The organism is Deinococcus multiflagellatus, assembly GCF_020166415.1.
Lineage (GTDB): Bacteria > Deinococcota > Deinococci > Deinococcales > Deinococcaceae > Deinococcus > Deinococcus multiflagellatus.
Genome location: NZ_JAIQXV010000023.1, coordinates 26,001 through 52,952, shown reverse-complemented (window position 1 = coordinate 52,952; position 26,952 = coordinate 26,001). Strand labels below are relative to the sequence as shown.

The following is a 26,952-nucleotide window of genomic DNA, read 5'->3' as shown; positions in this document are numbered from 1 at the left end:
CTGGGCCGCCACCGCCGCGCCTGGTGGCGGTGACGTCTGGACCGCCCCCAGCGGGTTATTCGGCCCCTTTGCCTGACTTGGCGCTGCGTTTTCGTGGTGCAGTTGTGGCCTTGCGCTTCCGAGAAGGCTTTGGCCCGTCCTTGTCCCCGGCGGCGCTGCTGCCTTTCCTCGCCCTGGGCTTTGTGGGGGTCCAGACCCCTTGCACGATGGCATCGGCGTCGGCCTCCGTCAGGTCGGCGGGCAGAACCTCCGGCGGCAACGGCACACTTTGGCCACAGCGCACCAGGTGGGGCCCACTCGCTGTGGCCCGCAGGCGCGTCCCCGCCAGGTGCGGCAAAGGCAGGCTCGGCGCGTCCCGGGACGCCTTCCTGATGGTCGGGGCCAGGCCCTCGGTCCAGAAGCGCGTCAGGTAGGCCACCCGCGTCGTCTCTCCAGCGGCCACATCATCCAGGCCCGCTTCCATGGTGGCCGTGAAGTCCCTTTCCAGCACCTCGGGCACCTGGCGGGCCAGGTACGTTGTCACGAGCAACCCCACCGCGCTCACCCCCAGGTGCCGCCCCACCGGGCGGACGTACTCACGCGTCTGCAAGGTACTCAGGGTCTGCGCGTACGTGCTGGGCCGCCCGATGCCTGCTTTCTCCATCGCCTGCACCAGCGTCGCTTCGGAGTACCGCGTCGGTGCGGACGTCTTCTTCCCTTCCGGGGGGCGGGCCTTCAGGGGCACCCGCTGCCCTTCCTGGAGCTTCGGCAACGTCTGATTCTCCTGATCCTCGTCATCGTCCTGAAGCAGTTGCAGGTACCCAGGTTCTTTCAAGACTCGCCCTTGGGCCGTCAGGGTCGCCGCGCCGCAGGTCAGGGTCACGACCGTCTTGTCGAACACCGCGTCGTGCATCTGGGAGGCTACCGTTCGCTGGTAGATCAGGGTGTAGACCGCCAGCTCATTCCCGCTGAGGCCCACGGTGTCTGGGGCCCGCCAGGTGGTGCCAGCGGGCCGGATCGCCTCGTGCGCTTCCTGTGCGTTCTTGTTCCGGGTGGCGTACTGCCGGGGCTGGGCGGACACAGCGGCCGGTCCAAAGAGGCGCGTTGCCTCCCGCCTCGCCTCGGTGAGCGCTTCGTCTGACAGCGCCGGGGAATCGGTCCGCATGTAGGTGACATAGCCGCCTTCGTAAAGCTTCTGGGCCAGATCCATGACCTGTTTGGCGCTGAGCTTCAGCCGCCCCCCCGCCTGCTGGAGCGTGCTGGTGATGAAGGGTGGCGCGGGCCGCGAGCGGGTCTCGCTGACCTCCACCCGGGTCACCGCCGCGTCCTTGCCGTCCAGATAGGTGCTCAGGGCCTGCGCCTGCTCGTCGGTCATCTCCAGCACCTGCGCGCCCTCTTTCAGCTCGCCGTCCTGGGTGTAATCGCTGGCCTTGGCGATGGGCAGGCCCGCTGGATGGTCCTGGCTGCGCACGTGCGTGACGATGGCCGTGAACTTGGGCCGGGTCAGGCCGTCGGCGCGGATGACCCAGAAGGTGGCCGGGCGGAAGCGCATCCGGGCCATCTCACGCTGCGCCAGCAGCATTAGGGCGGCACTCTGCACCCGGCCCGCACTGAGTTTCCCGCCCACGCTGGTCCAGAGGAGCGGGCTGACCCGGTAGCCCACCAGCCGGTCAATGACGCGCCGCGCCTCCTGAGCGGCCACCAGGCGCAGGTCCAGCGGCCGGGTGGATTGGAGCGCCTTTTGCAGGGCGTCTTTGGTGATTTCGGTGAACACCATGCGCACCGGATCGTCGACCTTTAGCAGGCGACTGAGGTGATAAGAAATCGCCTCCCCTTCGCGGTCCATGTCGGAGGCGAAGAGAATCCGGTCCGCTTTCGCCGCCAGCCCCTGAAGCTCTTTGACGGTGGCGCGCTTGCTGGCCGGCACCACATAAATGGGCGAGAAGGTCTCTGGGTTCACCCCGAGGGTGGCCCAGGGTTCGGCGCGGTAGCGCTCAGGAATGTCCGCCTTGGTGCTGGGCAGGTCCCGGACGTGGCCGAGTGAGGCGCGCACGACGTAGCCGCCCCCGAGATACCCGGCGATCTTCCGGGCTTTCGCGGGGCTCTCGACAATCACGAGGGTGGCCATGCCTTCAGGGTAGTGGCGCGGGGCTCAGGTCAGTGTGCACTTGAGCCCCGCGCCGGGCCGATCACGTCTGTCTACTTTGTGGGCAACGCGTTGGCCGGGCAACCCGTGACTGGCGTGATATCGGTCACGCTGCCCGGGAGCACAATGCCCTGGGCGTCCGTGGTCTGCTCTTGCCCTTTGCCTGGCTTGCCGGTCCGGGGGTGAAGCACCAGTTGCCGGGACCCACTGGTGACGAGCAGGCCGCAGTACACGCCGGCGCCAGTGATGACCCGGACGTAGGCGGCGGGCGGGGGATCAGGCTTCACCGAGAGCAGCACCAGCAGCGCGTAGAGCAGCAGGGCCCCGACCGTGACCGAAATCCACCGCCGCGACCAGGTCAGGTGCCCACGAATGGCGTCGATGGTGGTGTACCACCGCTGCTCGAGTTTGGCGGGATCCGTGCTGCCCGTGGCCCATGGGGTTGAGGTGGCCTGAACAGCAGAGAGGGTGGCCGCCGCAGAGGTCAGCAGGATGCTGACCAGCAGCGTCACCCCGAGCCAGTAGGTGTCAAACCGGCCAAGCAGGAGGCGCCCGTCCAGCGCCGCCGTGCCGGCTGTGACCCCTGCCACCGCGAGGAGCCCGCTGAGTGTGCTCAGGCCCGCCAGCCAGGCCGCCGCTGCCTTTTGGACGGTGGGCAGTTCGTCGTGAACGGCCGTGCGGGAAAGGGCCACCCAGGGCGGTTCGTCTGGGGGCAGGGTGGCGGGCGCGGCCGGGAGAGGCGCGGCCGGGCGCCAGAGGAGCTTCCAGAGCCAGGCCAGCATCAGCGCACCGGGAGGTGGTCCACACCGGAATAAACGGCGCCGCAGCCAGCACCGTCGTGGTGCCCGCAGCTGCACGCCGCTGTGAAGGGGAGGTCAGCGACCGTCCAGGGACTGTGCCGGAGGGTCTGTGGCCTGAGGCGGAGGCGCGCCGTCACTGATTTGCTCCTCACGGCCGTGGCGCTCATGCTGGGGGAGATGACCGCTCGCGTGGCCACGGCCTGAACGGGATGGCCGCAACGCCTGCACTCGCCGATCAAGGTGGCCCGCCGGCCGTAGCTGTCCGGCTGTTCCTTCCAATGCCATCCGCTGCGTTGGTCCACTGTGTAGGTCTGCTGTGCCATCGCTCCTCCTGGGCGATGCTCAGCTTGCACCGAAGGGCGTTAGCAAGCCGTTAATCCGGGCTCGGACGTACACGGACCGGTTGCGCCTGCGGCACGGTCCACAGGTCACCCTGCCCCTGCAGAACCTGCAAGGGAAAAGCGCTCTGTGTGTCTTTCGTCAGAAGCGCGCGCAGCTCGGCCAGGGCGGCGTCCTCTGGCAGGCGCGCCAGCAGGGCAGCGCTGGTGGTCACGCCGGCCGGCACCACCACCTGAGCGGCATGCAGGAGATCACATAGTTGCTGACCCCGCTGAAAGACGGCGGTCTGGTGGCCGCGGATGTCCCAGGCCTGCTCTGGCGGCACTGTGAAGGGAATGTCTTCAGCCCCACCTTAAACTGGCCCAGGCGCCAGACTGCCTGGCCGTCAGAGCCTGCAGCGCGGGCGGTTTCGAAGGCCTGGCGGGTGGAGTGAGCGTAGACGGCGCAGACCAGGGCGTTGGCGTCGGTCGGCGTCGCGGTCACGAGATCAAAACGAGCGAGCATGTCCGCCCGCTGCACCACTTACGCGGTGGCCTCATTTGGCTCTTCAGGCGCAGCGGCCGGCAGCCAATTCAGCGCCTGTAACTCGGCTTTCACAACACCAAACTCGGGGCGGTCTTGCACAAGGCGACCCCATTCAGATGCCAGATGGGGCCATGGGGCAGCGGTCGCCAGGAACAACTGACGGAGACGAGGCGGGGCGCTGTAGGACGAATAGATCTGGTCATTGGTCTCAGCGGCCCTCAGAGCGCGGCGTAGATCGCCCTCAGACAAGTGAGGCACCAACGCCCGAATGCCGTCCAGTAGTGGTCCAACGTCTCTGAGCGCATTCACCTGCTCCAGCCGTTCCAATGTCAGCGACACCAGGTCCTGCCTGGGGTGGACCAGCAGCAGCTGGGACAGTTCGTCGGCTGGAAGGGCTGCCAGACGCGCACGGGCCAGGGTATGGAGCGCGGGCACCCGCAACGCGTCCAGCAGGGCAGCCGCCGGGCTGGCCGGCACCTGCTGGATGAACGCGCCCAGCCGGATGCGGTCTGCGTCCGACACCCGCGGCCACAACTCCGGATCCAGGCCGAGCAGTTCAATGACGTGCGGGAGCGCCGCAGCGTCGGCCGCCGCCACGCGGGTCGGCCAGGCCTCCGCCATGGCCGCCTGATAGAGGTCAAAGCGCCGGGCTTTCGCGGCCATCAGGACCTGACGCGACCGCAATCGGGGGACGTCCGGTGTGGTCGCCAACGCCTGTTGCAGATACAGCTTCACAATCTGACTGACCAATACGTCTTTCCCACGGTCCAGGTATTTGGCACCGAGATAGACCGCGACCTGATCGGCGTCCAGCGGGAAGGCTGGCCCGGCCACCTCCGCTTTAAGTTGCGCCAAGGCACTCCGGCCCTGCACAGGCGGATGGGTGAACAGCGCCCGGGTGGCGGCCACCAGGTAGGCCCGGATCTGTTCTGGCGAGGGCTCATATAGGGCGCCGTCCAGGGTCAGCGCCGGGTGCGCACACCGGTGCCGGTCTTCTCGAAGGCGTTTCAAGTGTTCAGCTTCGGTGGGGCTGAGAAACTCATAAGCGTCCTGCGCCCGCTGGAGAATGCCCGCTTCAAAGGCCTGGAGCCTGGAGACATCCCCGGCCTGAATCCAGCCGTCCAGCTGATCGATTTCGCTGCGCGCCTGACCATCGCCACTGGCCGCCAACTCCCGAATCTTCCTGATGATGTCGAAGTTGACGGCCACCCACAGACTCAGCACGGCGGCCCGGAGGGCACCCGCGCGCAGGGCGCGGACGCTTTCATCCACGTATTTCCGGGTGTCCGGGGTGCGAACCTGCAAGGTGAGTTCGTCCAGGTCGTGCAGCGAGGTCACGGCTCAGTGTAATCAGCCGGCGGCCGCTGCTTGGGTGGTCAGGCCAGACTCAGAGTTGACACCGCAGGCGCAAGCCAAGGGCCGACCCAGGCCTGGGGCAACAAACAGAAATACGCGGCCCGGCGGGTGGTCGGCTCGATCAGGGTGCCATCGGCGCGAACCAACCAGGTATGCGGCACCCACCCGAGCCCGGGCATCCAGGCGTACCCCAGGTGCGCGGCGGTGGGCCGAGCGTGCGGGGCGCGCGGGAGGTCAGCTTGAACCTCGACTGGTCCGGTCCAGAAGTGACCCCAGGCCGCCGGAACAGGGAGGGACGCCTGGATGGGGCGGTGCTCGGGCACCTCAGGGGGTGGGGCGCACGGCTGAGGTCCAGGGGCGGCACGGAGGTGATGGAGGGTGGCCAGGGCTGAAGGTCGCATGGCTTCAGCCTGCTCAGCGGGAGGGTTTGGCGCCTTAGCCCAACCCAGAGGCACAGGACAACAGGCTGGCGTGCCAGTCCATGCTAGAGAAGCCCTGCACCACCTTCAGCCCAGCTTTGACCTCTATGATGAACGCTTGATGTCCAGCCGCCCCGCGCCTGCCCTATCCAAAGCAGAGCACCTGCGCCAACTCCGAAAAGTCTATGGCCCCCTCAGTCCTGCCTTCGTCGCCGACGAACTGGCCTGCCCCCTGGACCAGGCCGTCCAGGCTCTCTACGGCTCAGCGGCGCCCCAGCACTGCTGGGTCCGCGTGGGCGATCTGGCGGCACTCGCCGGGGTGAAGACGAGCGAGGTGCTCCGCTGGATCCGGGCGCACCACCTCCCCACCTTGACCAGCGGCGCACCGCCACGCCCGGCGGCGGCGCTGCTTCATCTCGCGGACGCTGCCTACTTTCTTCAAGGGCGGCCCTGGGCGTGGCCCCACCCCGCCTGGGCCTTCCTGCCGCGCTGGCCGGCTCCACGGCTGAACAGGCCTGCGGCGATTCAGGGCACCGAAGTGGATTGGCAGCTGGCCCGGCAGGCGACCTGGCCGATGACGGTGGAACGGCTGGCCGATGCGGTCTACGGCAATCGGCGCGCAGAGACCGTGCAGCGCACCGTGCGCCTCCTGCGCAGTTGGGAGAAGCAGGGCCGAGTCATCTGCTTTGCCAAGGGCCTCTACGACCTGGTGCGGCCGGAGTTGATCCTTGACCCAGCCCTTTATGGCCGGGGGGTGCTGCCTAAGGTCAGCACACAGACGCTCCGTGCGCACCATCCGGAGGTGGGGCACTGGCCATCCGCCCCGCTGGCCGCCGCCTGGCGCGCGTACAGTCAACTGTACGGGGCTGCCTTGCTCCCGGTTCTGGACCGCCGGGAGCCGACGTTTCTGGAGTACCTGATGGTCCGGCAGCTGCATCCGACAGAACGGAATCTTCAGCTGGACGCCCGGTACGAGGCGCTGTGCCAGACGACGACCTTGTACCGCCTGGCTACAGCGCCGCTGGCCCCTGTTGAAGCCAGGAACACAAGCCCGGTGACGGTGGAGAATGTGGCGGCGGGGGTGGTGGATTTCCAGGCGCTGGTGGCGGCCACCCGTCAGAAACTCCAGCGCGACTTCGAGCGGGGCCGGGCGACCAGGCGGCTGTCCTGATGGGTTACAGAGGCGCCCTGCACGCGTGAATCTGCTGGATGGCTGAGCGGTAGGTCGGCGAGAGCCCGATAGGCCGGTCCGGGTTGAGCCAGTGGCCCTTGATCACATAGCCAGCTTCTGGAGTCACCTCGTCTGGCCAGTCCAAGGCGAGGCGGACCGGCTGTCCAGTCGCCACCAGAAAATGGCGCAGCGGGTCAGGGGCAGTGACCTGCTCTGCGGGCACCACGGTGAACTGCACGGCCGGACTCACGCCTCGCCACAGGTCGGGGGCCAGGGACACGACGTGCAGGTGCTCCGCGTTCTCCTCGGCACTCAGCCAGCCGGGGACACCTTCGGCGGCCAGCTGGAGCCGAACCAGTTCAAGGGCCACGGTTGACGTCAGCGGTGGCCCATTGGTAGGGATGGTGTCGTCGGGCACGCCCTCAGCGTATCCCTAAGGTCAGGCGACGGGCGGCGCGCCCTTTTCTTCCAGCAGCGCTCGCAGGCCCGCCTCGTCCAGGACCGGCACTTTGAGTTCCTGAGCTTTCTCCAGCTTGCCGCCCCCATCTTCTCCAGCGACCAGGTAGCTGGTCTTCTTGGTCACGCTGCCGGAGACCCGACCCCCGTACCGTTGGAGGTGGGCCTTGAACACATCGCGCGACTGCGACAGGCTCCCAGTAATGACGAAGGTGAGGCCTTCGAGTTGCGCCCCAGCCTGGACGTTTTCACTGGGACGCGGCGTGACCCCGGCTTCTGTCAAGCGAGTGATGAAGGCCTGCATGGCGGGGTCGGCCAAGCCGGAGACGATGCTCTCGGCCGTTTGAAGCCCGACATCCGGGATTTTGGCCAGGTCGGCGGCTGTCGCCTGCTGCAGTTCTGCGAGTGAGCCGTAGACCCGCGCGACCCGGGTACTCGTGCCTTCCCCCACAAAGGGCAGGCCCAGGGCACGGATGAAGCGCCAGAGCTCCTGGGTCTTGCTGGCCTGAATCTCAGCGACCAGCTTGTCGGCGTTCTTGCGGCCCACCCGGCGGACGGCGCCGGTGGTGGTCTCCCCCATTTCAAGATGCTCGACCTGTTCTGCAGTGAGGGCATACAGGTCGGCAGGGTCCTTCACCAGGCCACTGGCCACCAGTTGCTCGACCAGACGCTCACCCAGGCCTTTGATATCCAGCACGTCACGCGAGGCGAAATACCGGACGCGGAGAGTGGCTTTCGCTGGGCAGACCGGATTCGTGCAGAACGTCCCAGCCGCGCCTTCATGCCGCACCGCCTCATGACTGCACACGGGGCAGTGGGTCGGAAAGGTATACGGCTCGCTGCCCTCTGGGCGCTGTTCCAGCACCACGTTCAGCACTTCCGGAATGATGCCGCCAGACTTGTGCACCCGCACGGTGTCGCCTACCCGCAGGTCCAGTCCACGAATGAAATCCTCGTTGTGCAGCGTCGCGCGGCTCACCGTGCTGCCTTCCAGCTGCACCGGACGGAGTTCGGCGACCGGCGTCAGCTTGCCTGTGCGGCCCGTCTGGATGGTGATGGCTTCGACCACGGTTTGTTCGATGTCGGCAGGGAACTTGTAGGCAATCGCCCATTTTGGTGCCCGGCTGGTGAAGCCCGCTTCGCCTTGCAGGCGCAGGTCATCCAGCTTGACCACGGTGCCGTCGGCGTCAAAAGGCAGCTTCGCCCGGTCCGCTGTCATCGCCTGGTGGTAGGCGGCGGCCGCCGCACTGCCCACCACGCGCTGGGTGTAGATGCTGGTCGGAAAACCTTGAGCTGCCAGCCATTGGAGCACCTCAAATTGAGTCTTGACCTGGACCCCATCATGCTTGCCAAAGGCATAGAGGATGACACTGAGGCTCCTGCGCCTGGTTTCCTCCGGGTCCTTCTGGCGGAGGGCCCCGGCGGCCCCGTTGCGGGGATTCTTCAGCAGGGGGCGGCCTTCTTCCTCCGCGGCCTGGTTGTACGCCAGGAAGGCGGCCTTGCTCATATAGACCTCGCCGCGCACCTCCAGTTCACCTTTCAGGTTCGGCACCTGGGTGGGAATGCCCGGAATCTGCAAGACGTTCGCCGTGACCTTCTCGCCGATTTCGCCGTCGCCCCGTGTGGCGGCCCATTGCAGCTCGCCATCAACGTAGTACAGGTTCACACTCAGACCGTCGATCTTCAGCTCGCAGGTGTAGGTAAACGGCTGACTGCCGACGGGGATGTTCAGCGCCCGCGCCACGCGCTCGTCGAAGCCGATGAGTTCCTCATCACTGAACGCATTGTCCAGGCTGGTCATGGCGGTGGGGTGCCGCACCTTCTCGAACAAGGTGCTGGGTCGGCCGCCCACGGTCTGGGCTGGGCTGTCAGCGGCGCTCAACTCCGGATGCTGCGCTTCAAGTTCGCGCAGTTCGCGGACCAGCCTGTCGTACTCGGCATCAGAAATGGTGGGGGCGTCCTCTTCGTAGTAGCGGCGGTTGTGCTCGGCCACCTGGGCGCTGAGCTGCTGGTGACGATCGGCAAGGGTCTGGGTCATGAGGCTCTCCTATCGTAGGCGCGTCCCGTGAGTCGGGCGTCCTCAGATGGCGCACCTCTGAACGGTACGTTCAGGGGTGAGAGTCTCCCTCTTCAGCGAGGCCCTAGCACCGCATCATTGCCCCCGTTCTCAGCCAGCGACGGCCTTAGAGGACCGCTGCCCTCTCCCTTTCCTGGCGCCCTGAGCAGCAGTTTTGAAGGCTTACACCCCCACCCGTTTGTAAAACAGTGGCTCCGGCTGCCCGGACAGCATGTCCAGATGCCGCAGAGGCAGAAGGAAATACGACGACATGGGGGTCAGCTGCTCCAGCTGTTCCAGAGGCCAGTCGGTGAAGAAGGTCTGCATGGCAGCGCACTGCGGCTCGTCTGAATTCAGCGCCAGCAGCACGGCACCGGCCTCATCCAACAGGCGGTGATGCCAAAACGAACCCTCATCTGGTGTCAGGTCGAAGGTCAGCGCGGCGGCCGCGGGATGCATCTCTCGCAGCAGGGCGGCCAGGCGGGCCGCGCGGCGGCCCTGTCGTTGGGCGTCTACCGCCGCGCTGACCTCGGTGGCCACGACAGTCTCAAACACCTGACTCGGTCCAGGGGTCAGCTGAATCTGGCCAGTGCACCGGTCGGCGTGCGTCAGATCCTGCCTGTTTGGCTGTTCCCGGATCATGGTGATCTGGGGACGCACCACGCCACCGTCAGGCAGGCGATAGAACACGCCCTGCGCGTCCGCGTCTAAGCAGATTCCAGGTGGCAGGTGAAGCTCGGCACTGAGAGTCAGGTGAATGGCAATGGAGGCTGCAGGGCGCTCAGACATTTCAAACTCCTTGATGTTGACCTATCTAGTGGGATCGGGGAGCGCGCGCAGGTCCAGCAGTTGCATGATGACGGCCGGCGGTAATGCCTGCAGGGGCCAGTGCACTCGCAGGCCAGTGTCGGCATCCGTGCCGCACAGATGCAGGGTGTACTGCCTCTGGTTCCGCTCCTCGTGGCGAAAGAGTTGGAGGTGCGGAGCGGCCAGACGGCACTCAACCCGGTACGCCTCGTGATGCCTGGCCACGATCTCCTTGTACTGACTGGGTGTCGTGAAGAGCCCAGGGCGCAGCGGGTCACGCGGCCGGTCGGCCCGGTCAAAGGCCAGGGTGATGGTGACGCCTTCCGGCAGATTCCGGCACACAAAATCCAGCAGTGCGGCCACACTCAGCGCTTCGGCCAGTGTGTCGTACCCCGCCCAGGGAAACGGATATTGGTAGAGGGCAGAACTCAGCATGAGGACCTCGGGCTTGATGGAATGGGGTCTTTGGTCAAGCGGCGCGCTCGCCCTGGCGAGCGCGCCTCCGCGCGCGTGAGACCTAGCGCTGACCTTGGTTCACCGGTTTGGCGGGCGCTCCACCACACCACGGGGTCAACTGCGTCTCTACGGTGGCTCTGAACTCATCGTCGCGCCCATACACAAAGCTGGCACCGGGCTGCAGCACGTCGCCGTCGGCAAAGAATTGGCCGTTGACTGTTCGGAACGCCGCGCCACAGTCCAGTTCCAGGGTGCCGTTGCCGTAATCGAGAATGGTCACGTCGACGGAAACAGGCCGGCCGATCTGCCGCGTTCCTGCCACGCAGTGCCGGGTCAGGCGGAACCGTGCCTGGCGCAGGCCACTCACAGGCTCACCTGCGGCGTTGCCCCGTGCACTTCAGTCATGGCCGGTCTGCTGAGCAGGTACGAGTTCACACGGTGTCCTGAACGAAATGTCCATGGAAAGGGACGCGCTGGTGCTGTCCAAGTTTATGCCTCCAATGGCAGCCGCATCACGTGGCCGCCGCTCACCTCAACGTAGTGGCGCAAGGGTGCAAGATGCGAAGTCGGCACCCTCCTTTTCCTCAGTTCTGGGCCACGCTCACCGGCACGCCAGCCCGGCTTACTGCCTTATGCGCCGCCTCATCGACACTGCCGTCGTGGTTGGCGATGACGGTCATGGCCGTGATGGGAACCGCCATGAACAGGGCGTGCTGAAACATAGGGGTCGGGAGGCCTGTGCGCCTGGGCGTCAGTTCGTAGGGCCCGCTCTTCAGGCTGCGGTGCGTCAGGCCGCCACTGGGCTCGGGAACGACCCAGTGCAGGCCGGCGCAGTCGTCACCGGGTCGATGCCGGGCATTCGGGCAGAGCAGGCCGCTGTCTGCACTGACGGCCTGGGCGTTGACCACACTGCCTTTGGCATGCACGAGGATCAGCAGACTGGCCCCGGTCAGGCCGGTCAGATCCACCGTCCTGGGCACCTTCCTCGAGACGCCCATCACGCGGGCCTCTTCAATAAAATCGGCCGGGTACGGATAATGGGCGGCGCCCACCAGGTCAATCAGATGCTTGATCCCACGTTCGTCCACGATGGTGCTGACCCCCTGAGCACTGAGGCCCAGTTGCGCTGGATCGACAGGCACAGGCGGGTCGTGCAGGAACTGTTCCAGCGGCATGCCGGTGAGGCTCAGGCCGCACTCGGCGTAGATGCTGCCGGCCGTGCGGCCCGGCCCACATTCACGGGCGCCGCCGTGGGCGCGGAGGCCCACGTGGGCGAGGGGATTTTGGCTGGGATGAAGTGGAGTGTGTGTCATGGCCCTGATCTGAAACCGGCTGGGGGCGCTGGCCCCAGCCGGTGACGCTCCTGCTGGCTCCCTTACCGGGCGCCCAGCCGGACCCGGCCTGTGGGGGGTGGTGCAGGGAGGCGGGGCGCCGGCGTGACCGCAACAGGCACTGGACTGCTGAGTGCCGGTGACGCTGGAGTGCCGTCGAGTGACGGGCGGTCCGCCACTTCTCCACCTAGCGCCTGCACCAGATCGCTCAGCGGCACGCCGCGTTCCCGGGCCAGGCGACGGACTTCCTCTGCCAGGATGTCCAGAGGCGGCAGGCTTAATAGGGTCTGGGTGCCGGGCAGAGCCGTCAAGCTGCCCAGCACCGTTCGGGTGAGGTCGCCTGACCGTTGGGTGCGCACCCCCTTCAGGTGAGCGTCGGTGAAACGCTCACCTGCGGCCGTCACCTCGCTGTAGGCCACCAGGGCGCGGGAGCGGTACACCTCGTCCAGGTTGGCAATCTTCTCGGCGGTGCCTTCGGCGATCTTGCGGTCCTGGATGCCGTCCAGCAATTCATCCGGCAAGTTCATCAGCCGCAGGCGCTGCTTGACGGTGGCGACCGGCACCCCGAAGTCCTTGGCCAGGGCATTCACGTCGGCATAAACACCGGCCTGCATCACCGCGTGCCAGGCGCGGGCCTCCTGCACAGGGTTGCTGGACCGGGCCGTGTTGGCGATTGCGCGGGCAGCAGCCAGTTGCGCGCCACTGCCATCGGTGATCAGCGCGGGCACGTGGGTTAGACCGAAATGCCGCGCGCTGTAATCGCGCCGGTTGCCTTCCACAATTTCGTACCGGAAGGCCGGATCAGTGCTGGCCCGCAGCAGTACGCTCTGCAGCACGCCGACCGTGCCGACCGACTTGATGACCTGCTTGGCCTCGCCCGGTTTGATCTCGGCCAGGGCAACGGTCTGGGGTGTGGTGTCGAGGGGCTGGGCGAACAGGCTGGGTTGAATGACGTCCATGTGGGGAACCTCCGGAATTACGACGCTCTGAGCGTGGCGGGTGCTGAAGTGGACAACGCAGTCCAGAAGGACCCAAGGTAGGCGCGGGCGCCCAGGAAGAAGGCGGCCTGATCGGCGCTGCCGTCTGGATACACCTGGCTCAGGGCGTTCAGGTCGACTTGCTTGGCTGGAAGGAAGAGTCCGGCGACCGGCAGGCAGTGACGTTTCACCGCCATGTACCCGGCGGCCCAGGCGATGCTGGCGTCTGGTGGCCGTGGGGCAGACCAGACCGGAGGCAAGGCCAGATGGGCAGGCAGTTCCCGGGCCAGGCGGGCAGCGTCTTCGCGAGTGCGGATCAGGACGTCGACCAGGTGCAGGGGGGTGCCGGCCCAACCGCGCACCCGATAGCCCGGCGGGCCGTACACCTGACAGGTGACGGACGCGGGCAGGGCGCGCAGCAGGCCCCGGATTTCGGCCTGTTGTTCCGGTGTGGGCTTGAGGGCAACGGTGCGGTTGGGCATGGGCAGACACCTCCTGCCCGTCCCTGCACCCCACAGAAGTGGGGTGAGGCTGCCTCCGTTGTTCAGGCCTGTGATGGATGGACAACCCCCAGAGGGGCCGCGTCGTGCTACACCCAGGGCATGACCCTTGACAGTGCCGCCCTCATTCAACGTGGCGGTCCATACTCACTCTTTGAGGTCAAACGCATTCTAGAAATCAGCTGGTCAGACCTGGCCTGGGGTGTGCGCGAAGGAGGATTTCGTCACCTCGTTGTTGATGGACGCTATTTTGTTGAAATAAACAGTCTTCTTCATTTTGAACACTGGTCGAGAAGCAAAAGAATTGCTCAGGCACTTCGGGAAGAGCTGGAGGCAGAGAATTTCCCCGAAGACGAAATCAAACATCAACTCGAACTTTTTGAAGGCCCATCGGCTTATAATTTCATATCCGGATGGCAGCCCAAAGAGATTCAAGAATATCTGGAATTTCACGAGACGATCAATCAATTTACATGGTTACTGAAGGTTCGCTACAGTCCAAAACGCGAACTGCGCAAAAGGGCCATGCGTCTTGACAGCATCTTTGCCAACTACTTGCGTAAAAACAAAGTTCAGCTCTCGCGGCTCCAGCGGCTTATGCCCTCAGAGGCACCTGATTCAATGCGGCAGCAGCGAGCCTCAGAAAGCCTACGAAAAGTTTGGTACAACGAGTTAGCATATTTGCAGCCCAGTCCACCAGATGTGATGCATATTGACATGCTTGGCGTCAGTCACAATCTTGAGCGGAGTCAGGACCGCTTGCTGTTTCTCTCGTGGCGTGTCACCCAGGCCTCAGTACCCGACACTTTCCGGCAGGGCTTGAAAAATTTCGGCTGACACGCGAGAACAGGACGCGTCACCCGATGTCCTCGCCAAGCTGACGCGCTGCTTCACCGCACACTTTCCAGAGTTCCGCAAGAACCAAGTCGAGTTGCTCTCCCTGATGGTCCTCGCGCTTCTTGCGGGCAAAGACGTTCGGCATGCTGAACTCGCGGTGCGCTTCCCCGGAAGCGCGCACACCGCCTCCGTCATCCGGCGTGTGGAACGCTTCTTTGACCGTCATCCCATCCAACCAGCCTATGTCGCCCGAGTTGTCCTGACGCTCCTTCCCTCCGCGCAATCACGCGAGTTCATCCTCGACCGGACGAACTGGAAGTACGGACAGACGGATGTGAATGTCCTGCTCCTGGCCGTCATCTGGCGTGGTGTCGCCATCCCTCTGCTCTACGAACTGCTGCCCCATGGGGGCGGCAGCCATACGGAGATCCGGCACACCCTCATGGACGATGCCCTGTGCCTGCTGTCTGCAGCGGACATCCGGGTCCTGTATGCCGACCGCGAATTCGTCGGCTACGACTGGATTCAGGGACTCGCCCACCGTGGGATTCCCATCTGTGTGCGGTTGCGGCGCGACACGCTCATGGACGACTGGACCGCGAAGGACTGGCTGAGTCGCTTGCAGACCGGCTGTGCCGGTCTGCTGGTCGAGGACACGGTGGTCTACGGGCAACCGATGCACGTGGTGCTCACGTACACGCGAGATGGCGAGGCGCTGATCATCGCCAGTAATGTCGGGGCGGTGACGACGATCCAGACGCGCTATCAGCGTAGATTTCTGATCGAGTGTCTCTTCAGGGCGCTGAAAAGCAAGGGCTTCCAATTGGAGGCAACACACATGACGCTCCACGATCACGTGGAGCGCCTGCTGTGCCTGTTGACGCTGACCTACACATGGTGTGTGCTGGTTGGGGTCACGCTGGATTGTCCGAAGAAGGCCCATGGTCGCCGGGCGTGGAGCGTGGTGAAGATGGGCTTGCGGGAACTGGTACGGTCGCTCGGCCGGGACTCAGCCCATCTGGGTGACTTGATTGCCCTCTTGATGCCGTACCACACGAACTCCCCGGAAAGTGTCGGGTACTGAGCACCCAGGCCTACTATGTCGTCTACCATGCATTCAGGGCATACTGTGACGCGCTCAGCGTGCCATTTGATCCAAAAGAGCACCACGCGCCTATGCGGGCGTTTAAAGGCAATAAATTATCGCCCGCTCTTCAGGTCCTTCTGTTCTTTCCCTTCAACCTGTTCTACACGCCTGGCCGTCCTGACCAGGAGCCCACACTCCCCAAGCCAGTGGGCCACGAGCACTTCCAGTACGCGCGGTACCCAAGAGACCGCCAGGGCTCCACTCCGCTTCTGACCCGCCGCGTCTGGATTCGGTTGGGCAAGAGTGCGGCAAACTGGCCTGCGGCTCGGCGGCGCAACGAGCGCTTCATGCTCCCTGACTACCTCTATCACTTTCGCACCTGGGCCAACTACGTCAATATTGACAACTTAGTCGATCTCAAAGGCGGCGGCTTTAAAGCGTACATGGACCTTGATCTAATGACCCTAACGTTTTTTTACGCGGGTTTCGCCGAATTACTGTTCATCGCCCGGTTTGGGGAAGCGGCTTACCTGGCGCTGGCCCAGGACTTTCATGACCGGTTCGTCGCCACTCAACCGGGTCTCAATCAACGGACTGCGCCTTGGCCGCTGGCCGTTCGGCTGCAGATCTATAAACATCTGAAGCTCCTGGATGCTCAAGCCTGGGAACCAAAGCGACCCACTGATCCAAATACGGTTGCGTTTTGTTTGGAGGATTGAAGCTGATCCCCTGAGACTCAGCCCTGGGTCTCGCGAACCGCTCACCGTGCCACCGCCAGAATCAAGTCACGCGTGGGCTGAACATCGCCCAAGGCGCTGTGCACCGTGCGGCGCTCCACGGGAACGCCTTCCAGGGCGCGGGCCTCGGCCAGCTTCACGGCTTTCCAACGGCCGTATGTTCCGCTCCAGCGCGCCGCCAGGGGTGCGTACGCCAGCATTACACAGCCAAACGAGTTGAGGGACAGACCGCAGGTGCACTCCAGCACCGATCGGTCAAAGGCCTCGTTGTACGCCAGGACATGATGCCGGGTCAACACCCCGCCAACAGCGCTGGTGTGCGTGCGCAGGTGGGGCAAACCGCGCAACTGGTCCTGGATGACTGGGAGATGCATGGCCAGGGCCTGCGTGTGCCACTCGGTGTCCGGTTCTCCACGCAGATGCAGCAGCAGCGCCGTGTCGTGCAGCCAATCAGCCTCCACTTCCCAGGCCTCGCCCGTCAAATCAGTGGTTTCGGTGTCGACGATCAGACTCAGGGAATCGGCCGCCCAGCGCTGGAACACAGGGTCAGCGCCTCAACCTGCTGCCGGGCCTGCGTCTCTGCGCTCGGTGCGGGATGGAGGGGGTGCTCAGCAGGGATCATGGGGTCTCCAGGCGGGTGAGGTCATCCAGCAAACCTTGCATGACGCTGGCCAGGCGCCCCCAGCGCACGAATCCAACCGTCACGCCGGGACGGAACCAGTGAGGATGCACCGCGGCCGAGGTCTCCCCCGTCAAGCTAAGAGTGATTACCCGGCCTTGCTGCTCATAAGTCAACACCGCATACCGGTCGCCATCCGCGTACGGTTCGCACATGCACGCCGAAATGCGGCGCCAGCCCGCCGTCTCAATGGCACGCAGGGCGAGGCCAGCATCAGGATGCGCATCGGGTTCAGCGAGCCACGCTCGGCGCGAGGGGGAAGCAGCAGAAGGCATGCTTTCCCCTCATCCTGCGCCAGCACGCGCAGGTGACGCTGCTGCGCTTACGTCAAATCGTCGAAAGCAGATTTCACGGCAATCCAGGTGATGTCGCAGGCCGCTTGATCAACGCCCTGGACCTCCTTGTGCTCCAGATTTGGATGTACGTAATTGCGGTAGTGCCGTGCCACATGGCTGAAGGCGGCCCGAGTCGGGTGAATCCATCCCAACTCAGCGGCCACTTCAATCAGGTCGTTGAAACTCCATTCTCCAAGAGGAAGATTGCTCCCCGCTTTGTTTTTAGGCGCCTTTTTAGCCTGAAAGGCCACTGGAGGATTGCTTTCCGCCTTGGCCAGCAACGCGCCTTCGAGGAGGGCGCCCAGGGCAATGATCGTGAACCGGGGTGACGGCAGGTTGTACAGCCGCACCGCCTCATCCCACCGCTCTTCCAGTAACTGAATCAAGGTCGGTGGACCCACCAGCTTGGAAAAGTCTGGCCTCGCCAGCGTCGCAGCTGTCGGTTTGGCTGGAGACGCCGCCGGCAATGCGGGCGTCACGGTGCCAAACGTGGCGTTCAGGCCAGTGGCATCCATCGTCAACTCATGCCCGTAGGGCCGCAAAATAGCGTTCAGCGCCTCCCGCACCCGCTCGTGCTGGTCCGGCGATGTCGGATACAGGCGTGGGTCGCAGAGACGGGTGAGGAGCCGATCAAGCTGGCCCGCTTGATTGAGCGCATCGACCTCATCGGCAGCGTAGGTGGCACGACTGCGCCCTGCAAGGGAACTTGATCCTCCAACAGTATTGAAAAGGGCTTCGAGCTCCCAACCTTTCCGGTATCCACCCGCACCTTCTGCGATTTCCGTCCCCAGAGCTTGGCTGCCTTGGGCGATGAGACTGGGGATCGTTGGAGACGGCGTGGTCATCAACTCAACATAGCAAGCGGGTATCTTCTTTCAGCTCTAAATGAGTGCCACCGGCCATGGACCGCACCAGCAGCTGACAGACTTGCTTTCCCAGAACCACTTCAAGCCTCACGCCAGCACACTGCAACCCAGATGAAATTCCGGGTTACCCTGACACTTCTGAAGTTGCTCGCTTACCTGTTCAAGCACCGTGACCCTAGACCTTACGGTCTGATGATTCAGCGAGAACTCGGGCTGACGAGCGCCACGACTTACGGCCTCCTGGACCGTCTGGAAAAGGCTGGCCACCTGACCTCCGAACTGGAGGATATTGACGAAGTGGCCATGGGCCGGCGTAAGCGCCGGCTGGTGCAGCTCACCCCGAGTGGCCTTGAGTTCGCTGTGGAGGCCTTCCAGGCGGTCCCGCAGTTCAGTATCCTGCCCGACGCTCAAAACGACCTGGAAGGCCCCTCCCCTAGGCCGCCAGCGCCAGACGTGCAATCTCCGTGAGGCGGGCCCGGAACTTCGGGCTGTCGACCTGAGACAAAGTCTTCTCGCGTGTGGCTTCGTCTGGGGCCAGCACTGCGGCCTGCTCCACATACACCCCGTGGGCGTCATGCCGCGTCAGGTAATGAATCAGGGTTGCGCCGTGTGACAGCCGGGCACGCAGTGACGCCTCGTTCAGTCCAGTTACACTTTCCACCAGTCCGCTGTGAATGCACGCCGTGATGACGTTGCTGGACAGGGGCACTGGATTCGTTGCCCGGCCATTGAGAACCTTGACCGGCACACCCTCCGCAAAATGCACAGCAACCTGCACCAAACCGGCTGTGACCGCCCCGGCCGCTTCAAACCAGCCCTCCTCGGCCTGAGTCGTGAAATCACGCCCCCCACGCAACACCTCGCGGGGCGTGAAGGTCGTCTGCATGCCAGCAGCGTTCTTGCACTGGACGGCATTCGGGGTGAAGCCCGTCACTGTGTAGCTCTGCTCGCCGAGCGTGAAATGCAGGCCCTGGTGAAACGGCAGGCCATACATCCAGTCCAGATCACCCAGGTAGGTTGCCAGACGGCCCAGGGGAAACTCCTCGGCGCTGTAGGTGGCCAAGGAAGTTTCCAGCCGCTGAAAGTTGCGGCGAGCGCTGGCAATCCGCAGGTGATCAAACGCCGTCCAGCCATTCTTTCGCCGGTTGGCCTGCTGAATCTGCGCCTTAAGGGCTCTCCGGGCTGACGTCACCTGAGCCAGCACCTGACACTTGCGGCGGAAGGCCGCCTGACCCGTGCGCTCTGCCAGTTCTTCCTTCTTGGCCTGAATGGCCGCCCGGGTGGCGTCCGGGTTCTCGCTCAGCAGCAGGGCCAAATCTTCGGTGCCCAGTTCAGCCGCCGCATTTTCCGCCTCGTCGGTGACGCCATCGAGCTGGTCCTGCCAGGCCTTTTTTCCCCTCATGCTGGTGTAGGTGATGCCGTCAAAGGACCCGCGCATCAGCATGTACAGGCACAGCACTTCGTCGAAGACGTTGCCCTGCCGGCCCCCGCGTCCGTTGCGCTGCTTGACGGCCTCCCAATTCCACGGGACGTCCGCGTGGATAATGGCGGCCGTTCCGATTTGCAGGTTGAAGCCCTCGGCCACCACTTCCGAGCAGATGATCAGGGTGAGGTCGCCGTAGTTGTAATCGTCCTCCAGATCAATCTTGGCGACAGCGCCCCGGTGACTGCTGCCCGTCACAATGGCGATCTCGTGCGCTGGGTAGCCCGCCGCTATCAGGGCAGCGCGCAGCCGCTCGTAACTGCCTTCTCCCTCGCCGATGCTTAAAAACACCAGGGTTTTGCCCCCCTGTGCCCGGATCTTCAACGCTTCACGTGCGATGGCCTCGAAGCGCGGATTCGGACCGGGCACGTTGAGCAGGGCGGGGTCTGCCGTCAGCTTGCGCATGCGCCACATCACCGAAAAAGCATGATCCTCTTTCGTCTTGGCGCCACTGGCTGCGCGCGCCTGAACGCGGAGGTCTGCATACACGGCCGCCTGCTCCGGGCTCATATCGAACGCCACTTCGACTGGCCGGACCCGGGGAACGTGCAGGGGCTCACCGCTGCGGGTCACCACCTCCGGCTGCCCAGCCTTACGCACGATGACCTTGCTCGCAATGATGCCTTTGAGCTCGCGCAGACGCCGGAAGCCCACCACAGCTGGACGAACATCAACGCTTGAATCCATATTGGTAATGATTCGCGGCTCAATCCTTAAATACTGCTCCATCAGGGCTTCATTGGTCGTCAAACCGAATTCAGGCAGGTCATCTGAAATCAGCGACACCATAGAGTGAATTTCTAGGGCGCTGTTTTTGACCCAACTGGCTGTAAAGGCGTAAGTCCGTCCTCCCTTCTCACGGACGTATCGACCCTTGTAGATTGCGTCCAGAGCCCGGTCAGCCTCTCCACCTGCGCCGAGGAATTTGGGCGTTTCACCATAGCAGGAAGGTGCGCTATACGCGTTTTTGTAGGCGTGTGCTTCATCGTAAGCAATGAGATCAATAGAAAGGTGCTCGAATAAGAGATCATGTTCGCCGGCTGTCTTCAATCTCAATGTGCACTTGGCTTGGAATGCCTGAATGCGTTTCAGGACATCCTGGCGACTGCGCTTGCCTTTCGGATCGAACGTGTCTTTTGCTTCAAGCCGCGCCAAATACTGTTCGTCGGTTTGAACGAAGCGGTCACGGTTGGCGGTCGTCAGGGGAATGGCGGTGAATGCTTCGCGGCTCATGATGGTCAGGTCCACGTCGCCCGCCGTCATCTGACCTAACTTCAGGCGGCGCGTGGAGGTGCTGTCTTCTTTCCAGACCGGGATAGGCTGGCCTCGGCTGTCGACCATGAGTGTGCCGTCACGCCGGAGTTTGGTCTGTGGGGTGCCGTCTTCATTGAAGACCTGACTCATGCCCACCGTCACCACGCGCCAGCCCGGCAGGGCCTGGGCGGCGTTCGTGGCCCAGTTGCCGATCAGGCCTGCCGGCACCACCACCACCGGGCGAACCGTGCGGCCCAAGCGGCGCAGGTAGGCGATCAGCATAAGCGCCGTGAAGGTTTTTCCGAGACCGACGTCGTAACCGTTGAGCATACCTGTGGCCGCGGCCATCGTGCGCACATCCATCGCCTGATAAGGATGAGGGGCAGGGCCCTGCCAGTCCGGCAGATCAAGGGGGTCGGTCACGCCGTCGGGCGTCAGATGGGCGCGGCGGGCCTGGTTGTACGCCTGCAGCGTCACCTCGGCAAAACCGCTGGCCGGCAGCCACAGTTGAAAGTGGGTGGCCACGCGCTCCTCGTATTCCCGGGCCTCGTCCATAGCGGCGGCGCGCTCAGCGCGGTATTCCTCAGGACTCATGCCGGCGGCCCCGGCAATGGACGGCAGGCGCGTGTTGTAGTTCAGGTATAGCTGCAAGTCTTTGGCTGCCCGCTCATCAAACGCTTTGCGCGCCTGCAGATTGAGCTGGGTGTCCTGGGTCGAGCGCAGGCGGAACTTCACGGCGCCGCTTTCACGGACCACGGTCAGGGCATGCTGACGCTCCCCCCTCGGCGGCGTGTGGTACGAATTCAGGAACGCGTTGACCCAGTGTTCGAGCACGGCCGCAGGAATCACGCGGTCGCGTGGGCTGAGCTGCACATCGCTCAGGGCTGCAGGGCTCATACGGCGCAGAAATTCTTCAGCCTGCTTCAGAAGAGCTGTGCGCTCCGGGCCGCTGAACTGCGTGGCCAGCTGACGGGCGTGCTCACTCATGGTAACCGCGTTGCCAACGTAATAGACACCGGGGTCAAGCCACACCTCGCCGTTGAAGGTGTACTGGGCGCTCAGGTGGGCCAGTGCTTCAGCGCGGGACACGGCAGCGTGTTCGGCCAGTGAGTCGGCCGTCAGCAGCAGCTGATCCGACAGGGACCGCGCCACCTGGCTCAGGTCACCGGGAATGGTCAGGGGCGCCCTGACGTCGCCGCCCGGCAGCACCACTTCACCAGCGTGCAGATTGGCCAGCAGCAGCGACAGGCGGCTGAAGCGGCCGGCAAGACGGCCCAGACGGGGCGCGTCGTACGAGGTATGTCGGGCGCGGTACTGGGCGTCCAGACGCTGAACCAGCAGCCGGGCGTGCGTTAGGGCAGTGGGGTCGACGTCAGGGTCGCCGGCCAATTCCAGGGCGCGTCCAATAGCCGTGGCCAGGAACAGAGCGTCTGCTACGCTCGGAGCGGAAAAGTCATCAGTGGGCGCCCAGCCGCCGACGGTGTACACCCAGGTGCCCTCGGGGTTGCGGGTGCCCAGCGGAATCGGGGTGGCTGATGCTTGACGGCTCGCCTGACTGGCCAGGTGCGCGGCGTCGTCACCCAGATGCACCCGAATGCTCTCCAAGACCTGTCCCAGCGGCACGCCAGCTGCTTTCCGGTCAGCGGCCGCGATGTCGCGCAGACCCTTCAGTCGGTCGGTGCTGAGGTCTACAGGACCGTTGTAGGTGGCCTGTCCATACCGGCCGGTGGTCAAGTCGCGGCTCCGGCCTAAGCGCCGGGTTTCGCTGTGCTGACTGGCCAAGCAGTACGTGACCGTATCGCTCTGAACTTGGCGGACCACCAGGTGCTTCCCTTTGACCCAATCACAAGACTGACCAAATTCCTTCAGGATCTGCCGGCGCTCGGAGGGGTTCAGCATGGCCAGCGCTTCTTTGACACCCAGGTCGTGACGGCGCAGCGCCACGATGGCAGTGGTGACGCCGGCGCCACTGGCTTTGAAAGCGCCAGTAGGCACGAGGGCCGTGTGGGTGACGAGAGCGGCCTGTTCAAGTTCCTCGCGCCATGCCCGGTGGCTTTCGCCGTAGAGCAGATTTGCATTGACCAGGGCCACCACCACACCGGTGTGATGGTGGACCCGCTCCAGCGCCTTGAGCAGGAAATAAGTTTCGTTCAGCTGGATGCTGCGGGCGTCCAGGTGCCGCATGGTGCGCGGACCATACGGCGGATTCACGACCACCGCGTCATACAGGGGGTCGGCGCACGTGCGGTGGTACAGCTCAAACGGCATGGTGCGCAGGTCGGCGTGTGGCAGCAGATGCCGGGCAATCGCGGTGCCTTCTGTGCTGAGGTCACAGCCCACCAGATGAAGACCGGCCGGCGCGCGCGCCAGCAGCTGGCCTGTGCCGCAGGCAGGGTCGAAGACCGTGGCCCCTGTGGGCAGAGGCCCGGCGAGGGTCCACATGGCGTCAGCCACGAGGGCAGGTGTATAGAACTCGTCGGCGCTCTCGCCGATGCCGCCACCGCCGCTGTACCTTGCCAGGACTGAGAGGTCAGGCTCGGAGGAGTGCAGCATCTCGCGCGCGGCCGCGTTGGCCGCATGCCGGGCAGCCTCCGTCGGACTGGGCAGGGCCTCGACGCCAAGGGCCGTGGTTAGCGGCGCGGGGCTGGCAACGGCGCCTGTCGTAAAACCATAGATGTGCCCCACCGGAAGTAGCTGACCATTGAGAATAACGTCGGCACGCTTGTCCGGCTGCCCTTTGGAGACGGGCGCCGCCCAGGCCGGCTGCCCAACATTGGTGATGAACATGGGGCACAGGGCCGTAAGCCAGTCGCGCTGAGGCAAAGAGACTTTCATACTGCCCCTGCACCCGGCCGCCGCGGAGCGGGGCCGGTGACGCATTCTCACCTGATCTGCCGGTGTGAAACGATGACGCCTATGAACTACGGGGAGCGACTGGCAAGTTGGTATTTCCGGCTGAACGGCTTCATACCTATGCCGGACTTCGTGCTCCATCATCTGAAGAGCCACCGAGTAATGGAAAACGAAAGGGGGAATCACGATCAGCGCCACGCCGATGTTGATCTCCTGGCGGTGCGGTTTCCTCATGTCTTTGAGGAGGTTGGTGGTCAGCCGAAGGACTGGGACCGGTCACTGGGCGCGCTTCTTGACTCCACGCGCCCAGTGGGCGTGATCGTCGAGGTCAAGACTTCCGTCACGGCCAGACCAACGTTGCGGCGCCAGCGACTCCGCCGCAGCATTCAACGCATTGGCCTGGTGGACCAGGCCACAGCCCATGAGGCTGCCGACTTTTTGCATGCGTCCCAAGGTGACGGCCTGCACCCCGTGTTTGCCACGCCTCAAGCCGTTGTCGGTACGGTCCTGGTCTGTCCGCAGAAGCGGATCAACCAGGCCCTCCTGGCAGACTACACACATGTCATTGGCCTGGAGGACTGCCTGAAATTCATCCGCCGGAGAATGAAAAAGTATGCCACTGAGAAGGAGGCCAGTCGCCTCATGTTTCCCGACGAGCTCATTCAGTTTCTGGCCTGGGAGGCGGGCCTGCCAGAATAGAAGGCATGACCAGCGAGCGTCCGGAGTACACCCTCAGCCTTACGCACAAGCTGGCAGAGCCGGATCCAGCGTGGTTGGAAGCCATTCGGTATGGGGGAACCTACCGAATTCGCGGCTACACCACAGAAGAAGGCGCGGTCCGGACGCTGTTCGCGTTTGACGTTGCTCCCTCGCGGCTCTCCCGCCTGAAGGACGTCGTTGCCGCCGCGCTGCAACCTCGCCAGGACGTCCTGACGCTCACCGAATGGAAGGTGGCCATCGAAAGTGGCCGTTCGGAAGCGGGACTTCCTCAACTGTCCATCACGTTTGATCAGGGGCCCTTCCGGTCAACCTGGTACCTGCGCGAGGGAACGGTCACCAGTGCTGTGGCAGGGGGACCCATAACGCATCTGACTGAAGTGAGTGATTTTCAGCGGCTTCTTGCGTAATTCACTGGTGTGAGGCCAGCAGTTGCCTGGCCTTGCGCTGCTCTTCGCGCTCCCAGAAGGTGCGAGGCGCCAATGTCAAGGCCTGTTGAAGGTGCTGGATGCCGCGGGCGCGTAGCCCGGGCTCCGGCATGTTCAGCAGGGCCCGGCCATATTCCACGTGGTAGCTCATGGTCAGAGGATCAAGCCGGATGGCCTGCTCAAAGTATTTGAGGGCCTCGTTCTGGCTGGCCCCGAGCAGCAAGGCTGGAAGCCGTCCTCTGGCGCTGATTTCAGCATGCCAGACTGCCAGCGCGGCGTACGGCTGAGGCAGACGGGGGTCGAGCTGGATGGCCGCCAGCAGCGCTGCTTTGACTTGGCTGGCCAGTTTGGCACCGCTCAGCAGGTTGGCTCCCTGCGCTTGACGGCCAAGCGCCTGAGCCAACTGAAAATGAGCCATGGCATTGTCTGGCGCCAGCTTGAGGGCTGTGCGCGCGGCAACCAGAGCCTTGCCAAGCAGTTCGTGCGGGGTGTCGGTGATGCTGGCACCCAACACGTACGCTTTGGCTGCCAGGTTAAAGCCGTCGGCGCCGCCCACAGCCGTTGCAATGCGGGCAGCACTTTGCCAGTCGCCTTGCGCGAGATCACGCTCTGCGTCCGGAAGGGTGGCGGCGTGAGCGGCACCTAAGATAAGGGCCATCAGTGCAAACGTGCGGCGCATGGCTGCACTGTGAAGACGCGTGGGTGCGAAGCGCAAAGTTACGCGGCCGTGGGCTGCTCCAGCAGGCGCCGCACCCGGGCCTGGCTTTGGACTTCCCAGACGCTTCTGGGCGTGAGGGTCAGCGCCATCTGCAGTTGCTGCAGGCCCCTTGCCCGGAGCGCTTGATCACGGCGGCCCAATTCCAGAAGAGCCTTGCCGTACTCCTCGCGGTACATCACAGTCAGGGGATCAAGCCGCACCACTTCCTCAAAATGCTTGATCGCGCTGTCCGTGCGGGCGCCCAGCACCAGGGCAATCACCGCTCCCTTGCTCGCGATCTCAGCGTGCATGACCGCCAGGGCGGCGTGACACTGGGCGTGACGCGGATTGAGCTGGAGCCCCGTCTGCAGATGCGACTTGATCTTCTGTACGAGGGCCAGACGGTCAAACAGCTTCGCCCGCTGCACCTTGCGCCCCATCACCTGCGCCATCTCAAAATGACTCATCGGATCAGTGGGTGCAGCGCGAAGCGCGGCCTGAGCCGCACGCTCAGCGCGGTCGAGCGTATCGGCCTTGGCTTCCGCCGTGGTGCTGCCCAGCACCAACGCTTTGGCCGCTGTGTTAAAGCCGTCTGCGGTGCCAGTGCTCAGAGCGAGCTTCGCGGCTCCCTCCCAGTCGCCGGTGGCCAGCAGGGCCTCGGCTTGGGCGACAGCATGAGTCCTTGGGCCTGAGGCGGTCTGATTCACGTCATTCCCCCGGTGTAGGCTCAGTTGACCTGACGCGTATCAGGGCGAGCCTGCGCGATGTCCGGATGAAGACTCAGCGCCTGTCCCTCCGAGCGAACCAGGGGGTCGCCGTGCAGCCGCGGCTCGCCTTTCAGATCCGTGGCCAGCTGGTCAGCCCGGAGGGCCTGAATCACGGTGGACGCTGGCACGCCTTGTTGGAGCGCGTGACCCGACAGAGCGCACACAATGACGCGCCATTCGGGCGCAGCCCCAGTGGCGTGGGCGCCGCGAATCGCCAGAGCGGTTCGCAGGAGGTCATCGGGTTTCACGCCGCCGTACTGTCGGCGAATTTCTGCTTCAAGACGGGCCAGCCGGGTCAGATCCTGCGCCGATCCGGTTGTCCCCTCACCGCGCAGGGTGGCCACAGCGCGAAGAGCAGTGTCAAGCAAATCCATACGCACAGGGTAATGGAGAACAGGTGGAGCCAAACGTGCCGTCATGAGGCGCACGGTGATGGCGCGAGACCAGCAGTGTCAAGCCAGCTGCGCGCGCCGGGCCTGCCGCTCCTGCTCGATGATGGCCGCCAGGTCGGCCTGTCCCTGGCCTGCGACCTCTGCCGCCGTAATGGTATCGCCACTGGTGAGGCGGAGCAAAAAGGTCGCCGCTGTATGAAGACGGAGTTCGAGAAGCTGGGCCGCTGCTTGTGCCGGATCACGAAAAAGTTGGGGGGCGTAGCCAAAGACGGCCAGGAACTCCGCTTCGACCTCATCGTTCTGCACGAGGCCAAGCGGCAAACGGCTCAGCAGGCTCAGGTGGAGATCGAGCAGAGCAGTTAACACCACCCGTCGTTCTGGCCTGGCACGAGCGACCGCCCCAGCAATCGCCTCATCCATTCGGGCAGCACTTTGAAAACCGCTCCAGGCGAGAGCAATCAGGCGTGCTTCCCGCTCCAACAGCTCGTCGGGCACAGGCGGT

28 protein-coding genes are annotated in these 26,952 nt (G+C 64.3%); 7 read left to right on the top strand and 21 right to left on the bottom strand.

The features are described 5' to 3' along the window. Nucleotides 1-55: 55 nt before the first annotated feature. The 4 genes from topA to K7W41_RS20305 all read right to left on the bottom strand — a co-directional run bounded on the left by topA (nucleotide 56) and on the right by K7W41_RS20305 (nucleotide 5,127). Nucleotides 56-2,107 (bottom strand): type I DNA topoisomerase, encoded by a 2,052-nt coding sequence (topA, locus tag K7W41_RS20320; protein ID WP_224612119.1) that lies wholly within the window; start codon nucleotides 2,105-2,107, stop codon nucleotides 56-58. Between the two features lie 71 nt (nucleotides 2,108-2,178). Continuing rightward, a complete protein-coding gene (locus tag K7W41_RS20315) occupies nucleotides 2,179-2,907 on the bottom strand; it encodes a hypothetical protein (RefSeq protein WP_224612118.1) in 729 nt (242 codons plus the stop codon). A gap of 391 nt (nucleotides 2,908-3,298) precedes the next feature. Further along, on the bottom strand, nucleotides 3,299-3,589 hold the full coding sequence (locus K7W41_RS20310; RefSeq protein ID WP_224612117.1) for a hypothetical protein: 291 nt from the start codon (nucleotides 3,587-3,589) through the stop codon (nucleotides 3,299-3,301). A 197-nt stretch (nucleotides 3,590-3,786) separates the two neighbouring features. Then, on the bottom strand, nucleotides 3,787-5,127 hold the full coding sequence (locus tag K7W41_RS20305; RefSeq protein ID WP_224612116.1) for a hypothetical protein: 1,341 nt from the start codon (nucleotides 5,125-5,127) through the stop codon (nucleotides 3,787-3,789). Between the two features lie 558 nt (nucleotides 5,128-5,685). On the opposite strand from K7W41_RS20305, the gene K7W41_RS20300 reads away from it, so the two are divergent. Beyond that, a complete protein-coding gene (locus K7W41_RS20300) occupies nucleotides 5,686-6,735 on the top strand; it encodes a hypothetical protein (protein WP_224612115.1) in 1,050 nt (349 codons plus the stop codon). A 4-nt stretch (nucleotides 6,736-6,739) separates the two neighbouring features. On the opposite strand, the gene K7W41_RS20295 is transcribed toward K7W41_RS20300, so the two are convergent. The 8 genes from K7W41_RS20295 to K7W41_RS20260 form a co-directional block, all read right to left on the bottom strand. After that, the gene (locus tag K7W41_RS20295) at nucleotides 6,740-7,153 is read right to left on the bottom strand and encodes a hypothetical protein (RefSeq protein ID WP_224612114.1); all 414 of its coding nucleotides are present in this window, start codon (nucleotides 7,151-7,153) and stop codon (nucleotides 6,740-6,742) included. A 21-nt stretch (nucleotides 7,154-7,174) separates the two neighbouring features. Beyond that, on the bottom strand, nucleotides 7,175-9,229 hold the full coding sequence (gene ligA / locus K7W41_RS20290) for an NAD-dependent DNA ligase LigA (RefSeq protein WP_224612109.1): 2,055 nt from the start codon (nucleotides 9,227-9,229) through the stop codon (nucleotides 7,175-7,177). 201 nt (nucleotides 9,230-9,430) lie between these two features. Continuing rightward, nucleotides 9,431-10,036 carry a hypothetical protein gene (locus K7W41_RS20285; RefSeq protein WP_224612108.1) on the bottom strand — a complete coding sequence of 202 codons (606 nt, stop codon included), beginning with the start codon at nucleotides 10,034-10,036 and terminating at the stop codon, nucleotides 9,431-9,433. A 21-nt stretch (nucleotides 10,037-10,057) separates the two neighbouring features. Beyond that, nucleotides 10,058-10,489, bottom strand: coding sequence for a hypothetical protein (locus K7W41_RS20280; protein WP_224612107.1), 432 nt, complete (start codon nucleotides 10,487-10,489; stop codon nucleotides 10,058-10,060). 82 nt (nucleotides 10,490-10,571) lie between these two features. Continuing rightward, nucleotides 10,572-10,877, bottom strand: coding sequence for a hypothetical protein (locus K7W41_RS20275; RefSeq protein WP_224612103.1), 306 nt, complete (start codon nucleotides 10,875-10,877; stop codon nucleotides 10,572-10,574). 217 nt (nucleotides 10,878-11,094) lie between these two features. Beyond that, the gene (locus K7W41_RS20270) at nucleotides 11,095-11,778 is read right to left on the bottom strand and encodes a hypothetical protein (protein ID WP_224612101.1); all 684 of its coding nucleotides are present in this window, start codon (nucleotides 11,776-11,778) and stop codon (nucleotides 11,095-11,097) included. Between the two features lie 107 nt (nucleotides 11,779-11,885). After that, nucleotides 11,886-12,800: a ParB/RepB/Spo0J family partition protein gene (locus K7W41_RS20265; protein ID WP_224612099.1), complete on the bottom strand. Its 915-nt coding sequence runs from the start codon at nucleotides 12,798-12,800 to the stop codon at nucleotides 11,886-11,888. Between the two features lie 17 nt (nucleotides 12,801-12,817). Next, nucleotides 12,818-13,300 carry a hypothetical protein gene (locus tag K7W41_RS20260; RefSeq protein ID WP_224612098.1) on the bottom strand — a complete coding sequence of 161 codons (483 nt, stop codon included), beginning with the start codon at nucleotides 13,298-13,300 and terminating at the stop codon, nucleotides 12,818-12,820. 120 nt (nucleotides 13,301-13,420) lie between these two features. Between K7W41_RS20260 and K7W41_RS20255 the strand changes: the two genes are divergently transcribed. After that, nucleotides 13,421-14,155, top strand: a complete 735-nt coding sequence (locus K7W41_RS20255) for a hypothetical protein (RefSeq protein WP_224612097.1) — start codon at nucleotides 13,421-13,423, stop codon at nucleotides 14,153-14,155. Nucleotides 14,156-14,174: 19 nt separating this feature from the next. Here the strand turns inward: K7W41_RS20255 and K7W41_RS23755 are convergent, their stop codons facing one another. Then, complete coding sequence (locus tag K7W41_RS23755; protein ID WP_224612169.1) at nucleotides 14,175-14,381, bottom strand: hypothetical protein; 207 nt, start codon at nucleotides 14,379-14,381, stop codon at nucleotides 14,175-14,177. Here K7W41_RS23755 and K7W41_RS20245 point away from each other — a divergent pair. Further along, entirely contained in the window at nucleotides 14,358-15,239 is an 882-nt protein-coding gene (locus tag K7W41_RS20245; RefSeq protein WP_318010931.1) for a transposase, read from the top strand. The two genes, K7W41_RS23755 and K7W41_RS20245, sit on opposite strands and share 24 nt — an antisense overlap. A gap of 59 nt (nucleotides 15,240-15,298) precedes the next feature. Continuing rightward, nucleotides 15,299-15,961, top strand: a complete 663-nt coding sequence (locus K7W41_RS20240) for a hypothetical protein (protein ID WP_224612096.1) — start codon at nucleotides 15,299-15,301, stop codon at nucleotides 15,959-15,961. A 41-nt stretch (nucleotides 15,962-16,002) separates the two neighbouring features. On the opposite strand, the gene K7W41_RS20235 is transcribed toward K7W41_RS20240, so the two are convergent. The 3 genes from K7W41_RS20235 to K7W41_RS20225 all read right to left on the bottom strand — a co-directional run bounded on the left by K7W41_RS20235 (nucleotide 16,003) and on the right by K7W41_RS20225 (nucleotide 17,838). Next, on the bottom strand, nucleotides 16,003-16,521 hold the full coding sequence (locus tag K7W41_RS20235) for a hypothetical protein (protein WP_224612095.1): 519 nt from the start codon (nucleotides 16,519-16,521) through the stop codon (nucleotides 16,003-16,005). Between the two features lie 76 nt (nucleotides 16,522-16,597). Beyond that, nucleotides 16,598-16,933: a hypothetical protein gene (locus K7W41_RS20230; protein WP_224612094.1), complete on the bottom strand. Its 336-nt coding sequence runs from the start codon at nucleotides 16,931-16,933 to the stop codon at nucleotides 16,598-16,600. A gap of 47 nt (nucleotides 16,934-16,980) precedes the next feature. Further along, nucleotides 16,981-17,838: a hypothetical protein gene (locus K7W41_RS20225; protein ID WP_224612093.1), complete on the bottom strand. Its 858-nt coding sequence runs from the start codon at nucleotides 17,836-17,838 to the stop codon at nucleotides 16,981-16,983. A gap of 132 nt (nucleotides 17,839-17,970) precedes the next feature. Between K7W41_RS20225 and K7W41_RS20220 the strand changes: the two genes are divergently transcribed. Next, a complete protein-coding gene (locus K7W41_RS20220) occupies nucleotides 17,971-18,327 on the top strand; it encodes a PadR family transcriptional regulator (protein ID WP_224612092.1) in 357 nt (118 codons plus the stop codon). On the opposite strand, the gene K7W41_RS20215 is transcribed toward K7W41_RS20220, so the two are convergent. Next, nucleotides 18,293-23,683 (bottom strand): helicase-related protein, encoded by a 5,391-nt coding sequence (locus tag K7W41_RS20215; protein WP_224612091.1) that lies wholly within the window; start codon nucleotides 23,681-23,683, stop codon nucleotides 18,293-18,295. The genes K7W41_RS20220 and K7W41_RS20215 overlap by 35 nt on opposite strands. A gap of 81 nt (nucleotides 23,684-23,764) precedes the next feature. Here K7W41_RS20215 and K7W41_RS20210 point away from each other — a divergent pair, with 81 nt between their 5' ends. Both K7W41_RS20210 and K7W41_RS20205 read left to right on the top strand, forming a co-directional pair. Continuing rightward, nucleotides 23,765-24,148, top strand: a complete 384-nt coding sequence (locus tag K7W41_RS20210) for a hypothetical protein (protein WP_224612090.1) — start codon at nucleotides 23,765-23,767, stop codon at nucleotides 24,146-24,148. Nucleotides 24,149-24,153: 5 nt separating this feature from the next. Next, the gene (locus K7W41_RS20205; RefSeq protein WP_224612088.1) at nucleotides 24,154-24,576 is read left to right on the top strand and encodes a hypothetical protein; all 423 of its coding nucleotides are present in this window, start codon (nucleotides 24,154-24,156) and stop codon (nucleotides 24,574-24,576) included. Nucleotide 24,577: 1 nt separating this feature from the next. Here K7W41_RS20205 and K7W41_RS20200 read toward each other — a convergent pair whose 3' ends face one another. The 4 genes from K7W41_RS20200 to K7W41_RS20185 all read right to left on the bottom strand — a co-directional run bounded on the left by K7W41_RS20200 (nucleotide 24,578) and on the right by K7W41_RS20185 (nucleotide 26,945). After that, a complete protein-coding gene (locus K7W41_RS20200; protein ID WP_224612086.1) occupies nucleotides 24,578-25,273 on the bottom strand; it encodes a tetratricopeptide repeat protein in 696 nt (231 codons plus the stop codon). Nucleotides 25,274-25,311: 38 nt separating this feature from the next. Then, complete coding sequence (locus tag K7W41_RS23750) at nucleotides 25,312-25,998, bottom strand: tetratricopeptide repeat protein (RefSeq protein ID WP_224612083.1); 687 nt, start codon at nucleotides 25,996-25,998, stop codon at nucleotides 25,312-25,314. A gap of 20 nt (nucleotides 25,999-26,018) precedes the next feature. Further along, nucleotides 26,019-26,432 carry a hypothetical protein gene (locus tag K7W41_RS20190; protein ID WP_224612082.1) on the bottom strand — a complete coding sequence of 138 codons (414 nt, stop codon included), beginning with the start codon at nucleotides 26,430-26,432 and terminating at the stop codon, nucleotides 26,019-26,021. A 78-nt stretch (nucleotides 26,433-26,510) separates the two neighbouring features. Continuing rightward, nucleotides 26,511-26,945, bottom strand: a complete 435-nt coding sequence (locus K7W41_RS20185; RefSeq protein ID WP_224612080.1) for a hypothetical protein — start codon at nucleotides 26,943-26,945, stop codon at nucleotides 26,511-26,513. Between the last annotated feature and the right edge of the window lie 7 nt (nucleotides 26,946-26,952).